A 14,816-nucleotide genomic window follows, 5' to 3' on the forward strand; every position below is an offset into this window, starting at 1 on the left:
TACAATGCTGCAAAAATCAGCTCAGGAGTAACTCAGTCATGCTGGCCTTCTTAAATCAGGTGCGCAAGCCGACCCTGGATCTGCCGCTCGACGTGCGGCGCAAGATGTGGTTCAAACCGTTCATGCAGTCCTATCTGGTGGTCTTCATCGGCTACCTGACCATGTACCTGATCCGCAAAAACTTTAACATCGCGCAGAACGACATGATCTCAACCTACGGGCTGAGCATGACGCAGCTGGGGATGATTGGCCTGGGCTTCTCCATCACCTACGGCGTGGGGAAAACGGTTGTGTCCTACTACGCGGACGGCAAAAATACCAAGCAGTTCCTGCCGTTTATGCTGATCCTCTCCGCCATCTGTATGCTCGGCTTTAGCGCCAGCATGGGCGCGGGCTCCGTCAGCCTGTTCCTGATGATCGCCTTCTACGCCCTGAGCGGTTTCTTCCAGAGCACCGGCGGGTCGTGCAGCTACTCCACCATCACCAAATGGACGCCGCGCCGCAAGCGGGGTTCGTACCTCGGCATGTGGAACATCTCCCACAACCTCGGCGGAGCGGGCGCGGCCGGCGTGGCGCTGTTCGGTGCGAACTACCTGTTCGACGGCCACGTGATTGGCATGTTTATCTTCCCGTCGATTATCGCCCTGATTGTCGGCTTTATCGGCCTGCGCTACGGCAGCGATTCCCCGGAATCCTACGGCCTCGGCAAAGCTGAAGAGCTGTTCGGGGAGGAGATCAGCGAGGAGGACAAAGAGACCGAAGAAAACGAGATGTCCAAATGGCAGATCTTTGTTGAGTACGTGCTGAAAAACAAAGTGATCTGGCTGCTCTGCTTCTCGAACATCTTCCTGTACGTGGTGCGTATCGGTATCGACCAGTGGTCCACCGTGTATGCCTTCCAGGAGCTGAAGCTCTCGAAAGAGGTGGCGATTCAGGGCTTCACCCTGTTCGAAGTAGGCGCGCTGGTCGGTACCCTGCTGTGGGGCTGGCTCTCGGACCTCGCCAACGGCCGTCGCGCGCTGGTGGCCTGCGTCGCGCTGGCGCTGATTATCGCCACGCTCGGCGTTTACCAGCACGCCAGCAACCAGTACGTTTACCTGGCGTCGCTGTTTGCGCTCGGCTTCCTGGTGTTCGGTCCGCAACTGCTGATCGGCGTGGCGGCGGTTGGCTTTGTGCCGAAAAAAGCGATCGGCGCAGCCGATGGGATTAAGGGCACCTTCGCTTACCTGATCGGCGACAGCTTCGCCAAGCTCGGTCTGGGCATGATCGCCGACGGCACGCCAATTTTCGGCCTCACCGGCTGGGCGGGCACCTTTGCCGCGCTGGATGCGGCAGCGATTGGCTGTATCGTCCTGATGGCGATGGTTGCGGTGCTGGAAGAGCGTAAGATCCGCCGCGAGAATCGTGCGCAGAAATTAAAAGTAGCCTGAGTGTGCAGGTAACTTCTTTGCCCGGTGTGTGATGCCGGGCTTTTTTATTTTTCACGGCCTGCCTTTTACCTTTACCCCGCTTTACACACCCGCTCCCCCGTATGCTCTACAGTTTTTTTTGCTGCCGCTTTTCGTGCAGCCTTAGCCCTTTTTGCTAACGGAGAGCTTGCATGTTGACCCGACGATTGTCCTGCCTGGCGCTGTTGATGGCGCTGGCCTCCCCCGCAATGGCCGCGAATGCCCCCACCTACGGCGAGAAGCTGGAAGGTTTTGACTACGGCTGGCCGGTAAAACACTTTACCTTTACCTCGCAGAACCAGCCTCTGGATATGGCTTACCTGGACGTGAAGCCGGAAAAACCCAACGGCCGCACCGTGGTGCTGATGCACGGCAAAAACTTCTGCGCCGGTACCTGGGACGGCACGATCCGCGCGCTTTCAGCCAGCGGGTATCGCGTGATCGCACCCGACCAGATCGGCTTCTGCAAATCCACCAAGCCGGAGCATTATCAGTACACCTTCCAGCAGCTGGCGGATAACACCCACGCGCTGCTGAAAACGCTGGGCGTCGATCGCGTGACGGTCATCGGCCATTCGACCGGCGGCATGCTGGCGACCCGCTACGCGCTGATGTGGCCGCAGCAGGTGGAGCAGCTGGTGATGGTGAACCCAATAGGGCTTGAAGACTGGAAAGCGCGCGGCGTGCCGCATATTACGGTCGACCAGTGGTACCAGCGCGAGTTGAAAATCAGCGCCGACGGCATTCGTCAGTACGAGAAAAACACCTACTACGCCGGGGAGTGGAAGCCGGAGTACGAGCGCTGGGTCACCATGCTCGCCGGGCTGAACAACGGGCCGGGCAAAGCGCGCGTGGCGTGGAACTCGGCGCTGCTCTACGACATGATTTATACCCAGCCGGTCGTCTATGAATTTAACGAGCTGAAGATGCCGGTATTATTGATGATCGGCACGAAGGACAACACCGCCATCGGGAAAGATCTCGCCCCACCGGAGATCCGCAAGACGCTCGGCAATTACGCGGTGCTGGGTAAAGAGACGGCGAAGCGCATTCCGCACGCGACGCTGGTTGAATTTAACGACATGGGCCACGCGCCGCAGATGCAGGATCCTGCCCGCTTCCACGAGGCGCTGCTGAAAGGGCTTCAGGCGCGCTGACTGGTCTCCAGCAACAGCCCGCGCAGCCACGCCTGCGCGAGGTTGCGGTGCGTTCTGCCGTGCCAGGCCATGCTTTTGGTAAAACCGGGCACGGGAACCGGCGTCTCGCAGACGAACATCCCCGTCTGCTTTTCCGCTATGCGTGATGGCACAACGGCAATCATATCGCTGAGGGCCAGCACGTCCGGCAGGACTAAAAAGTTACTCACCGATAAGCCAACATGCCGCGTTCGGCCAGTTTTCTCCAGCGCGCCATCCGTTACGCCGCGAAAACCGTCGCCCTCGTAAGAGACCAGCACATGCTCCAGGGCGCAAAACCGGTCTAACGTCATGGGCTGTCCGGCATCCGGATGGTCGGCACGCATCATGCAAACGTACCGTTCATCATAAAGCGCCCGGCTGTGAAGCTCATCTGGCGTGGTGTGCGGGGTGATCAGCGCCACGTCGACAGAGCCTTGTTCGAGCTGGCTGACCAGACGGTCGGATTCCACAGGTACCACGCGCACGCGAATCCCCGGCGCCTGCACCTTAAGCGCAGCGATAAACGGCACGACGACCGCGCGCAGGGCGTAGTCGGTCGCGGCAAGCGTGAAGGTGAACGTTGCGGTGAGCGGATCAAAGGCGATCGGCTGAAGCAGCTCGTCGATATCTGCCAGAATGCGTTTGACGGGAGCCGCCATCGCTTCCGCCCGGGTGGTAGGCACGATGCCGTGCGGCGCGCGGATAAACAGCGGGTCTTCAAAGTAATCCCGCAGGCGGTTAAGCATGCCGCTTACCGCTGGTTGGGTCAGGGCAAGACGCGCCGCCGCGCGGGTGACGCTGCGTTCGTCCAGCAGGGCATCCAGCGTTTTCAGCAGGTTAAGATCCAGCGTGCGCAGATCCGCTTTCATGACGTTTTTCCACCTCTTTTCCGTTTACTATTATGGCGCTGCCCGCTGTTGACGCACTGCGTTTCCCGCTATGATGGGCGGCTAGTCTAAGGAGAACGCATGGTCTGGATAATGCTGGCAACGCTTGCCGTGGTGTTTGTGGTTGGATTTCGTGTCCTGACCTCAGACTCCCGCCGCGCCATCAAACGTTTAAGCGAGCGGCTGGGGATCACCCCGCTGCCGGTCGAGTCGATGATTGACCAGTTCGGTAAAACGCCGGGCAATGAGTTTATCCGCTATCTTGAACGCCCCGACGAGGCGCATCTGCTAAATGCCGCTCAGGTGCTGCTGATCTGGCAGGTCTGCATCGTCGACGCCAGCGAAGAGAATCTGCATACCTGGCACCGCATGCTGCGTAAAGCCCGTCTGGCCGCGCCGATCACCGACGCGCAAATCCGCCTCGCGCTCGGCTTTATGCGCGAGATAGAGCCTGACCCGCAGGAGCTTAACGCCTTCCAGCTGCGCTACAACCAGCTTTTCCTGCCGGAAGAGGGCGTGTTTTACCTGCACTGATATCACGAAACGTGATGAAGAGTATAAAGCATCGTCATTAGATTTATATCACCCGCAGGCGCACCATCACCTTATCAACTAACCGATGAGGTGAACCATGAAACAATCCGCCATTATCTGGCCGAACGACTACCTGCCCGGCACCACCGATAACTTTGCATCCAACGAAATCATCGTCGCCGGGCTGAGCGCAAAAGAGATTTGGGCGCAGCTTAACGACACCATCCTGTGGCCGAACTACTACAGCAACGCCGAAGATATCCGTTTTCACGACGGCAGCGGCCCGGCGCTGAGCGCCAACGCCCGCTTTCGCTTCACCACCTTCGGCTTCCCGGTTGAAGCGCAGGTGACGGAGTATGTTCCGCCCGTGGAGGGCGAAGCCGCGCGTATCGCGTGGCACGGCTGGGTAGAAGGGGATGCGAATTCGCGTCTGGACGTGATCCACGCCTGGCTGTTTGAAGACCTGCCGGGAAACCGCGTGCGCATTCTGACTCAGGAGTCGCAGAAAGGCGTGCCGGCGCAGGAATTAGCGCGCACCGTGCCGAACCCAATGATTAACGGGCATCAGGAGTGGATCGTGGGATTAGCGAATGCCGCTCTTAAGGCTCGCGGGTAATTTTGCCCGGTGGCGCTTTGCTTACCGGGCCTACAAGCCCGTAGGCCGGCGCAAGCGCAGCGCCGCCCGGCATTAAAAAACGACAAAAGTTGTCGAAACGTTAAATTCGTCACACTTTTGATGATAAACTGCGCGACTTTTCCGCACGTTTTTATCTTCAGGTGATGCCATGACAGAACATACCCAGCCCACGACTACACCGCAGGCCAAAGAGGTTTCACGCCCCAACTGGTCGGCGGTTTTCTCCGTGGCATTTTGCGTCGCCTGCCTGATCACCGTCGAGTTCCTGCCGGTCAGCCTGCTGACGCCGATGGCGCAGGATCTGGGCATTTCCGAGGGCGTGGCGGGGCAGTCCGTGACCGTCACCGCGTTTGTGGCGATGTTCGCCAGCCTGTTTATCACGCAGGCGATCGGCACCATTGACCGTCGCAAAGTGGTTATTCTGTTCAGCGTGCTGCTGACGCTCTCCTGCCTGCTGGTCTCTTTCGCTGAAAGCTTCACCCTGCTGCTGCTCGGCCGTGCCTGCCTGGGGCTGGGATTAGGCGGCTTCTGGGCGATGTCCGCCTCGCTGACCATGCGCCTGGTGCCCGCGCGTACGGTGCCAAAAGCCTTGTCCGTTATCTTCGGTGCGGTCTCGATCGCGCTGGTGATCGCCGCGCCGCTGGGCAGTTTCCTCGGTGGAATTATCGGCTGGCGCAACGTCTTTAACGCGGCGGCGGTGATGGGCGTGCTGTGCATTATCTGGGTGTGGAAGGCGCTGCCGTCCCTTCCGGGGGAAGCGGCGCACCACAAACAGAACATGTTCGCGCTGCTGAAGCGCCCCGGCGTGCTGGCGGGGATGACCGCCATCTTCATGGCCTTTGCCGGGCAGTTTGCTTTCTTCACCTATATCCGCCCGGTGTATATGACCATGGCGGGCTTTGACGTGGACGGCCTGACGCTGGTGCTCCTGAGCTTCGGGATCGCCAGTTTTGTCGGCACCTCGCTGTCGTCCCAGTTCCTGAAGCGCTCCCTGAAGGTGGCGCTGGCGGGTGCCCCGCTGGTGCTGGCGATCAGCGCCGCGGCGCTGGTGTTGTGGGGCAGCGATAAGTGGGTGGCTTCGGCGATCGCGATTATCTGGGGCTTTGCCTTTGCGCTGGTGCCGGTGGGCTGGTCGACGTGGATCACCCGCTCGCTTGCCGATCAGGCGGAAAAAGCCGGGTCGATTCAGGTGGCGGTGATCCAGCTGGCGAATACCTGCGGCGCGGCGGTGGGCGGCGTAGCGCTCGACCACCTGGGGCTGACCTCGCCGCTGGTAATTTCCGGCACGCTGATGCTGCTGACCGCGCTGCTGGTGGCGGGGAAGGTTAAGGCGAAGTAGTGCTTTTCTCCCTCTCCCGTGGGAGAGGGTTGGGGTGAGGGCATCAGGCTACGCCGATGTCTGAACCCGTCTTCTCGAATCCATCGAAATCAACACCACCGACGACACAATCAGCAGCGTCCCCAGCCAGTCCGGCAGGGTGAATGCCACCCCCAGCAACACCACCGACAGCAGCGCGCTGCTCAGCGGCTCGGCGCAGCTCAGAATGCTCGCCTTCGGCCCGCCGATCATCTGTGCGCCTTTCAGATACAGGCTGAACGTCAGCGCGGTGCCTATCACCACCAGGTAGAAAAACGCCAGCAGCAGGCCGCCGTCGATCACGAAGGTGGTGCCGCGTCCGGCGTAGAACGGCGTCAGCATTAATCCCGCAATCAACATACTCCAGCCGACAATCGGCAGCGTGCCGTAGCGGGCGATAAGCGTCGACGGGTACGTCGTATAAAACGCCGCGGCAAACGCCGAGGCGATACCGAAGAACAGCGCGGCCGGCGAGATGGAGAGCGACGTCGGGTCGCCGTGGGTTACCAGCAGGAAGGTACCCACAAGCGACGTGAAAATCGCGGATAAGACAAATATGCCGGGACGCGTTTTCCGCGCCAGCGCAAACCATGCCACGATAATGGTCGGCGACAGAAACTGGAGCACGGTGGCCGTCGCGGCGTTGGATTTTTCAATTGTCAGCAGGAAGGTGAGCTGCACGGTAAGCGCGCCAGCCAGCGAGAAAAACAGCAGGCTGAGGGCGTCTTTGCGGTTTTTGACGACCGAGAAAATCTTGTCGCCGTGAACGAAGGAGAGCGTCAGCAGGATCACGCCGGTAAACAGCAGACGAACCATGGTCAGGTAAGGCGAAGAGATGTGGCTTTTCTCCATAATGTACTGCGCGCAAACCCCGGAACTGCCCCATAAAACGGCGGCGATCAGGACGTTGAGCATCCCTTTGCGTGTGGAACCCATGTTCTCCCCTGTTATGTTGGTTTTTTTGTAGCATAACATGGGATCTTGCCGGGTGGCGCTACGCTTACCCGGCCTACAAAACCTTGTAGGCCCGTGCAAGCGCAGCGCCGCCGGGCGAAACAAACGACGCTGTACTAGAACCACGCCTCCCACATCGCGCCGACGTTGAAGTCGTCCAGCGTTTCATCTTTGGTGTTGTTCACGCGCGCGGTACGTTCGTTATCCACCTTGCCGCCGGTCACGTAGAAGCGCAGCATCGGACGGAACTCCGGCCCCATGGCGATAGACATGTTCTGCGACAGGGTCAGCTTCCAGCCCTTGTTGTCGCCGCCGTTGTCGTAATCCACGTGCTGCCAGCCCGCTTCCAGCCAGGTGGAGTGAACGTCGTTCCACCAGTGCATCGGGCGCACGATGGCGTTGTAGTTCTTGCGGTTGTCGGTCTTATCGCGGCTGTTGTCGTAGTCATGGAAGGCGAGGAGGTACTCCACCTGCGTCGCCTGGGTGAATTTGTACAGCCCTTCGAAGCTGGCGTAGACCGTGGTCAGATCCTCGGTTTTGTTGAACACGCTGTTGTCCGCGTTATCGGAGTAGCGGGCAATCACCTTGTTCACGCCGCTGTCGTTGGTGTGGCTCAGCACCACGCCGCCCTGCCAGGCGTTCAGACGTTCGTCGCTCTCAACGGCTTTGGAGTCAAAGCCGTAGTTGGCGTACAGCTCCAGATCCAGCGGACCGAGCTTCATACCGTGGATTTTAGACGTCGCGGCGTAGTTGCCTTTGTCGCCCGTGCCGGACCCGCCGGTACAGGTGATGCGCGACGGGTTGGCTTCGTCTTCCATCACTTCTGGGCTACAGGATTCCACCGCTGCCACGGCGGCCACGTCAAACTGCACGCCGCCGATATCGAAGTTCTTCACCCCGGCGCCCTGACCGTCGTGGTTCATCCAGAAGTAATCGTTGATGCCCTGCTGCGGACGCTGGTGGAAGTCGCGACCCGCCCAGAAGTAGGCGTTCGGGTTGGAGGCCATAATGTTGGTCACGCCCGCGTAGGCTTTCTTGAGGTTAACTTCGTCGCCCCAGTGGTCGATCATCACGTTGATGTCCCAGATGGCGCCGTTTTCGCCCTTGAAGGCTTTAGAGAGCTGGAACTCGCCGCCGTTGCCTTCGTTACCCAGACGACCAATAGCGGACGCGCCGTTGTAGGAGCCGTCCACCGCCACGTATTTCTGATCGGCAGCCTGGAAGTGCGCGCCGTAGCGGGCGTAGCCGGTAAATTTAACCCCGAACGGGATCGCCATATCCGGAGATTGCGCCGCGCTCTGCGGCTCGGTCACCACGTCCGCTTTTTTCGCGACCGCCGCATCCATTTTGGCCTGACGTTCGGCCAGGGCTTTATCCACCGCTTTTGCCACAATGGCGTCGATTTGCTCCTGAGTGAATTCCTGAGCGAGAACGGAAATTGGGCAAAGCGCGGCGATAACCGCCATGGTTAATGGAAGTTTTTTAATCGTATTCATGGTTATCTCAATATAGTTTAATTTTATTCAGACAATAACCATCCCGCTCCGATCTGACAGAGTATGTCGCTATCATCAGAGCAAGTGGATCTCTATTTAGGGTACAGAGGTATTACAGTAATTATTTCGCCATAGACTATCTCTGATATAAATGAATAATTTCTTCGGATAACTCGCGCGCTAATAAGGAATTCATTAAATGATCCTGGGCGTGCACCATAATTAAGGTCATCGGCTGGCGGGCTTCGCCCGCATCCTGCTCGATCAGTTTGGTCTGCATCTTGTGCGCCTGGCGCGCGTAGCCGTCGGCTTCGCGCAGCAGGCTTTTGGCCTCATCAAGGTTGCCCTGACGCGCCGCGTGCAGGGCTTCAAAGCACAGGCTGCGGGACTGGCCAGCGTTGACGATAATTTCCATTACGGCTTCTTCTAGTGCGATCATCATCATTACTCTTTATCAAAACTATTATTTAAGGCGGTGGCGGCAAACCACTCTCCGCTTTTTTTAATGGTGCGCTGCTGCGTCTCTACATCGAGCTGAATAAAACCGTAGCGGTTTTTATACGCATTACACCACGACCAGTTATCAATAAACGTCCACATATGATAGCCAAGGCAATTGCAGCCTTCGCTAATACCTTTGTGCAGCCACGATAAATGCTCAGAAATAAAATCGATGCGGTATTGATCGTTAATCTGGCCGTTTTCAATAAAGCGCTGCTCGTTTTCGACGCCCATGCCGTTTTCCGAAATAAAGCAGCGAGGGTTGCCGTAATTATCGCGCAGGTTAACCAGAATATCGTAAATACCCGGCGCGTAGATTTCCCAGCCGCGGTACGGGTTCATCTTACGGCCCGGCATCTCGTAATTATCAAAGAACCACTCCGGCATAAACGGCGCCTGCGGGTTCACCGCGCTGTCGCGACACTTCACGCGACGCGGCTGATAGTAGTTAACGCCGAGCAGGTCGATTTTCCCTTCCGCAATCAGGAAACCGTCTTCCGGCTTGCAGGCGGGCAGCTGATCGTAAGATTTCAGCAATGCCACCAGGTCCGCCGGATACTCCCCGCGCAGCACCGGGTCGAGGAAGCTGCGGTTAAACATCAGGTCCGCTATGTGCGCCGCCTTCACGTCCGCCGGGTTCCGGGAGCGCGGGTACGACGGCGTCAGGTTGAGCACGATGCCGATCTCACCCGCGTAGTGTCCGGCGCGGTAAGCCTGAACGGCCTTCGCATGGGCCAGCACGGTGTGATACGCCACGGTGGCTGCCCGACGAAAATCCACCACGTTCGGGTAGTGGAAGTCGTACAGATAACCGCCTTCCACCGGAACAATCGGCTCATTGAAGGTAAACCAGTGCAGCACGCGATCGCCGAACAGCTCGAAGCAAATCTGCGTATAGCGGGCGTACGCGTCCACCACGTCACGGTTTTCCCAGCCGCCAATCTCCTGCATCGCCATCGGCATGTCGAAATGGAACAGGGTGATAAACGGCGTGATGCCCTGCTCGTTTAGCTCATCAATGACCTGATTGTAAAAATCGACCGCGTCCGGGCTCACTTCACCGATACCGTCGGGGATCAGGCGCGCCCAGCTAATCGATGTGCGAAAGCTGTTGTGGTTCAGCTGCTTTAACAGCTGAATGTCCGTTTTCCAGTGCTGATAAAACGTGGAGGTGTGCTGCGGCCCCACGCCGTTGTGAAAACGGTTCGGCTCGCGGGCAAACCAGTAATCCCACGTGGTTTCACCCTCTCGTGTCCCTTCCGTCTGGAGAGCGGAGCTTGCGCTGCCCCACCAGAAGTTATCGGGAAATGCGTATTTCATGACTCTTCCTCTTTGACTTAATTGCTGGCGGCTTCAGCGTTACCGACGGTCGCCTGAGCTTTCTGCTCTTCGTTTTTGATGAGCGTACGCTCATAGGCACGCAGGAACGGCAGGTACATCAGCGCGGACATCACCATACAGACCAGGCACATCACCACCGGGCTGAGCGCCCAGTTCGCCGCCCACGACGCACCAATCGGCGCGGGGGTGGTCCACGGGGTTAACGAAACCACCTGAGCCAGCCAGCCGAGTTTGGTTGCGCCGTACGCCAGGCAGGCGTTGACCAGCGGAACAAACACGAACGGGATAAACAGCATCGGGTTCATGATGATCGGTGCGCCGAACAAAATCGGTTCGTTGATGTTAAAGAAGCTTGGCACCACGCCCATTTTGCCGATGGTGCGCAGGTGGGTAACGCGGCTACGCAGCAGCAGGAACGCCAGCGGCAGGGTGGAGCCTACTCCGCCAATCAGCAGGTAGTGATCCCAGAAACCTTGCAGATAAACGTGCGGCAGCGCCGCGCCCGCCGCCAGCGCCGCCTGGTTTGCAGAGAGGTTCGCCATCCAGAACGGGTTCATGATGCCGGTGACAATCAGCGACCCGTGGATACCAGCGAACCAGAAGATCTGGCACAGCAGCACGGAGAGCAGAATGGCGGGCAGCGAGTCAGACGCCGACACCAGCGGCTCCAGCAGGTGCATAATCGCCTGCGGGATGATCATCCCGGTCTGCGCTTCAATGAACAGGTTCAGCGGGTGCAGCGTTCCGATCACCACCATCACCGGGATCAGGATCTCAAACGAACGCGCCACGCCGGTCGGCACTTCCTTCGGCAGGCGGATGGTGACGTTGTTCTGTTTCAGCCACGCATAGACGCGAGTGGAGTAGATCGCGGTGATAAGCGCAGTGAAGATCCCCTGACCGGAGAGATACTGGGTCGAAATTTTGCCATCGGCATAGGGCGCGGCGACCAGCAGGAAGGCCATAAAGGCCAGCAGGCCGGACATCACCGGATCGAGGTTAAACTGACGCCCCAGGCTTGCCCCAATCCCCACCGAGATGAAGAAGGTCATCACGCCCATGCTGAGGTTAAACGGCAGCATCAGCTGTTCGCGGTAGGTCTCGGAGAAATCCAGCCAGCCGCGGGCGAAGCTGTTGGTGGTATCCGCCGAAAACGGCGGGAAGATAAACACCAGCATAAACGAGCCGATGATCATAAACGGCAGCGCAGCGGTAAAGCCGTCGCGGATGGCAATCACATACTTTTGCTGACCGAGCTTCGCGGCCAGCGGCGTAATTGACTGCTCAATCACCGCGACCATGGATTGATATAACGAACTCATGTGAACACCTTTTAGTGTGCCGCTTCGATGAGCGACAGAGCATAGTCCAGTACTTTATCGCCACGCTGCATGCCGTAATCCATCATGTCGATGGGCTGCACCGGAATGCCTTGCGTCGCTGCCTTGTCTGAGAGCGTCTTTAACATGTATTTCACTTGCGGTCCGAGAAGCACCACCTGATAGTGCGGAAACTGCGTATCAAATTCGGATACGCCATACGCATCTATCTTCACGGGCAAGCCCCGTTCTTTTGCAACATCGATCATTTTGCTGACCAGCAGGCTGGTGGACATCCCGGCAGAGCAGCACAGCATAATCTTGAACATCGACAACCATCCTCAAAATGTAAAAAGTTATTGCGAGGATAATTGGACATGATACGGAAACCGGTTTCCATTTATAAAAGACAGAAGTGTGACAACCATCAAGATCACTTACTTATGAGGCTAATTAACCGGATGTGGGTCACATAATTTGGCTGTTTTGGCATCAAATTGAGTGGAAACGGAAAATCGGTTTCCATGGAAAACGGAAACGGATATACTCCGTTCTGGCTATAATGTGAGCCGTAGCGGTGATGGAAATTACAGACGCCAGTTGCGTCTGACAGGGGAGAGAGATGTCTACAATCAACGATGTATCGCGTCTGGCCGGGGTGTCCAAAGCCACGGTATCACGGGTGTTGAGCGGGTCGCGTGGCGTTAAAGAAGCCAGCCGCCAGGCTGTTCTGAAAGCGGTGGATGAGCTGAACTATCGTCCCAACGTGATCGCCCAGTCGCTGCTCAGCCAGTCGACGGGCTGCATTGGGGTGATTTGCGCGCAGGAAAACATTAACCAGACCACCGGTTACCTGTACGCGCTGGAAAAACACCTCAGCCAGCATCAAAAACATCTGCTGCTGCGCTTTGCACACACAAAAACAGAAGTGATGAACGCCCTTGAAGAACTCTCCTGCGGCTTATGTGATGACATTCTGGTGATTGGCGCGCGTTTCCCGCTGGACGTGGACATGGACAACGTGATTCTGGTCGACTGTATGGAAGCCGATAACGCCAACAGCATTCAGTTCGATCACGCGTTCGCGGCTGAAACGGCCTGTAACTATCTCACCAGCCAGGGGCGTCGCCAGATAGCGCTGATCCACCCGCACGGCAGCGGCTTTGCCGATCAGGTGCTGCTGGGCTACAAACACGCGCTGGAGAAAAACTTCCTGCCCTTTAATCGCAACCTCGTGTTTATGGACGCGACTTCATCGTCCGTTGCGCTTCAGGAATTACTCAACAACGCGTCCACACTGAACTTCAACGCGCTGCTGGTGGCGGATGAGCAGGAAGCCCAGCGGGTGATCCCGCAGTTACAGGCGTTTAATAAATCGGTACCGGAAGACATCATGGTTTTCAGCCTCGGCGGTTCGCTGCATCTGCCGGGTATTCCGGTGATCCCGGCCATTGAGTATTCCATGGACGCCATGGCGGCGCGCATCGTGAGCTGGCTGACAGAGAAAACGCAGATGCTCGGGTCCTACGTTCTGCGCGGTGATTTGATTATTCCGGATGTGCGGAAGCGTTAAACGTGTGATGTAGGCCGGGTAAGCGCAGCGCCACCCGGCGCTCAACCCTCAGTAATCTTCCATACAATCCACCTGACTTACTGCATCCCAGTAGGCGTCCAGGTTGTCACGCTTCACGGCGGTGATGGCGTTTTTGATCAGCAGCTGATTGGCCTCAGACGACAAAATCATCGCCTGCCAGGCCTTATCGCTCTGCTTTTTCTGCGGGGTACAGGTTTTCTTCACATCTTTCAGGACCTGCTGTTTTATCTGGGCCTCTTTCTCCGGAGCGCTCTTCTCCTGCGCGTGAACAAACGCAGCGAAAATCAGGCAAACGAGCAGGCAAACCAGGTGTGCAGATTTCATCGAAACCTCCTTTGAAAGTCACATGCTTCCCCTGAAATATATCGTTACATTCATCAACGCGATTCAAGCCAAAAGTATGAATTTACGCATTCTGCGTGCGAGATCCGATCGCCAGTGCAATGCCATAGCTTACTAACACCGCGAGACTCATTTTCAGCATCGTTTCTCCGCCGATACCGGCAAGAGGCGCTGCGATCCCGCCGAATAAAAACATCAGCATGCCCAGAATGGCTGACGCTGTGCCGGACTCCTTCGCGTCGACTGCGCTCATCGCTTCTGAACCCGCAATGGTGCTGATCCCGCTGTTAAATGCGACGGTGAAAAAGAGTGCAATCAGTGCCGGAACGGAAAGCTGCATCCACGCAAAGAGCAACGTCAGCCCCGCGCAGGTTACGGCCAACACCAGACCTATTTGCATTAACCCTTCCGCCGGGTGTCGGCGTGCCAGACGGGAGAAAATCAGCGCTGAGACGATCAGGCCGATACCGTTCACACCGAACAGCAGGCTGAACTGCATGGCGCTCAGGCCATACTCGTTTTGCATCACAAAGGAGGATGCCCCGATATAGGCGAACAGCCCCGCCAGCATGAAGGCCTGGATCAGGCAGTAGCGCATAAAGCGACGATTTTTAAGTACCGTCCTGGCGGTTTGCGTCAGCGATCCCCCGCCCTGTTTCTCTGTGAGGGACTCGCGGATAAAAAGCTGGCTGGCGATCAGCAGCGCCAGACCCGCCCCTGCCATTACCCAGAACAGCATCCGCCAGTCGAAATGCGACGCGATATAGCCACCGAGTACCGGGGACACCACGGGCGCGATGCCGTTGACCGTCATCAGTAGGGCAAAAAACTGCGTTAGCATCGTGCCATGATAGTTATCACGGGCGATGGAGCGGGCAAGTACGGAGCCGCCCGCCCCGGCAACGCCCTGCACAAATCGCCAGCCGATCAGGGCGTAAATATTCTGCGTGCTGGCACAAAGCACTGAAGCCAGTACAAACAGCAAAAGTGAGAACAGCAGCGGCGTTTTACGTCCGATGCGATCGCTTAGCGGGCCGAAAAAAAGTTGTCCCAGCCCCAGGCCAATCAGCGCCGAGGTAAGAGAAAGCTGCGTCAGCGTTGTGGAGGTGTTGAGCTGGGTGGCGATCTCCGGCAGCGCCGGAAGATAAAAATCGGAACACAGCGGCCCGATCGCCGTCAGCAGGCCAAGGATGGCCGCGAAAGAAAAAGAGAGTTTTGCCATAGGTAT

At 57.7% G+C, this 14,816-nt stretch carries 15 protein-coding genes; 6 read left to right on the top strand and 9 right to left on the bottom strand.

The window, feature by feature from the left end:
• Positions 1–38 precede the first annotated feature (38 nt).
• Positions 39–1,430, top strand: a complete 1,392-nt coding sequence (gene uhpT / locus ACWKXX_RS12455) for a hexose-6-phosphate:phosphate antiporter (RefSeq protein ID WP_006808805.1) — start codon at positions 39–41, stop codon at positions 1,428–1,430.
• Positions 1,431–1,600: 170 nt separating this feature from the next.
• Positions 1,601–2,605: an alpha/beta fold hydrolase gene (locus ACWKXX_RS12460; RefSeq protein WP_261665861.1), complete on the top strand. Its 1,005-nt coding sequence runs from the start codon at positions 1,601–1,603 to the stop codon at positions 2,603–2,605.
• Here ACWKXX_RS12460 and ACWKXX_RS12465 read toward each other — a convergent pair.
• A complete protein-coding gene (locus ACWKXX_RS12465) occupies positions 2,593–3,495 on the bottom strand; it encodes a LysR family transcriptional regulator (RefSeq protein ID WP_015570111.1) in 903 nt (300 codons plus the stop codon). The genes ACWKXX_RS12460 and ACWKXX_RS12465 overlap by 13 nt on opposite strands.
• A 99-nt stretch (positions 3,496–3,594) precedes the next feature.
• Between ACWKXX_RS12465 and ACWKXX_RS12470 the strand changes: the two genes are divergently transcribed.
• From ACWKXX_RS12470 to nepI, 3 genes are all read left to right on the top strand, one after another.
• Positions 3,595–4,047, top strand: a complete 453-nt coding sequence (locus ACWKXX_RS12470) for a DUF1198 domain-containing protein (RefSeq protein ID WP_045329530.1) — start codon at positions 3,595–3,597, stop codon at positions 4,045–4,047.
• Between the two features lie 97 nt (positions 4,048–4,144).
• On the top strand, positions 4,145–4,663 hold the full coding sequence (locus ACWKXX_RS12475; RefSeq protein WP_232961583.1) for an SRPBCC domain-containing protein: 519 nt from the start codon (positions 4,145–4,147) through the stop codon (positions 4,661–4,663).
• 169 nt (positions 4,664–4,832) lie between these two features.
• Positions 4,833–6,023: a purine ribonucleoside efflux pump NepI gene (gene nepI / locus ACWKXX_RS12480; protein ID WP_023302830.1), complete on the top strand. Its 1,191-nt coding sequence runs from the start codon at positions 4,833–4,835 to the stop codon at positions 6,021–6,023.
• Between the two features lie 48 nt (positions 6,024–6,071).
• On the opposite strand, the gene ACWKXX_RS12485 is transcribed toward nepI, so the two are convergent.
• The 6 genes from ACWKXX_RS12485 to ACWKXX_RS12510 form a co-directional block, all read right to left on the bottom strand.
• Positions 6,072–6,977 (bottom strand): EamA family transporter, encoded by a 906-nt coding sequence (locus ACWKXX_RS12485; RefSeq protein ID WP_017383673.1) that lies wholly within the window; start codon positions 6,975–6,977, stop codon positions 6,072–6,074.
• A gap of 134 nt (positions 6,978–7,111) precedes the next feature.
• Positions 7,112–8,491, bottom strand: coding sequence for a carbohydrate porin (locus ACWKXX_RS12490; protein WP_040117018.1), 1,380 nt, complete (start codon positions 8,489–8,491; stop codon positions 7,112–7,114).
• 136 nt (positions 8,492–8,627) lie between these two features.
• The gene (locus ACWKXX_RS12495) at positions 8,628–8,930 is read right to left on the bottom strand and encodes a PTS lactose/cellobiose transporter subunit IIA (RefSeq protein WP_014168006.1); all 303 of its coding nucleotides are present in this window, start codon (positions 8,928–8,930) and stop codon (positions 8,628–8,630) included.
• A 5-nt stretch (positions 8,931–8,935) separates the two neighbouring features.
• Positions 8,936–10,312, bottom strand: coding sequence for a glycoside hydrolase family 1 protein (locus ACWKXX_RS12500; RefSeq protein WP_261665860.1), 1,377 nt, complete (start codon positions 10,310–10,312; stop codon positions 8,936–8,938).
• Positions 10,313–10,329: 17 nt separating this feature from the next.
• A complete protein-coding gene (locus tag ACWKXX_RS12505; RefSeq protein ID WP_023302832.1) occupies positions 10,330–11,655 on the bottom strand; it encodes a PTS sugar transporter subunit IIC in 1,326 nt (441 codons plus the stop codon).
• A gap of 11 nt (positions 11,656–11,666) precedes the next feature.
• Positions 11,667–11,981, bottom strand: coding sequence for a PTS sugar transporter subunit IIB (locus ACWKXX_RS12510; RefSeq protein WP_003861034.1), 315 nt, complete (start codon positions 11,979–11,981; stop codon positions 11,667–11,669).
• Between the two features lie 293 nt (positions 11,982–12,274).
• Between ACWKXX_RS12510 and ACWKXX_RS12515 the strand changes: the two genes are divergently transcribed.
• Positions 12,275–13,225 carry a LacI family DNA-binding transcriptional regulator gene (locus tag ACWKXX_RS12515; protein WP_003861033.1) on the top strand — a complete coding sequence of 317 codons (951 nt, stop codon included), beginning with the start codon at positions 12,275–12,277 and terminating at the stop codon, positions 13,223–13,225.
• Between the two features lie 48 nt (positions 13,226–13,273).
• Here ACWKXX_RS12515 and ACWKXX_RS12520 read toward each other — a convergent pair whose 3' ends face one another.
• Together ACWKXX_RS12520 and ACWKXX_RS12525 are read right to left on the bottom strand one after the other, a co-directional pair.
• Positions 13,274–13,570, bottom strand: coding sequence for a YicS family protein (locus ACWKXX_RS12520; RefSeq protein WP_003861030.1), 297 nt, complete (start codon positions 13,568–13,570; stop codon positions 13,274–13,276).
• Between the two features lie 82 nt (positions 13,571–13,652).
• Positions 13,653–14,810 (bottom strand): multidrug effflux MFS transporter, encoded by a 1,158-nt coding sequence (locus tag ACWKXX_RS12525; protein WP_032646699.1) that lies wholly within the window; start codon positions 14,808–14,810, stop codon positions 13,653–13,655.
• Between the last annotated feature and the right edge of the window lie 6 nt (positions 14,811–14,816).

It is taken from the genome of Enterobacter sp. UPMP2061, from assembly GCF_053709615.1.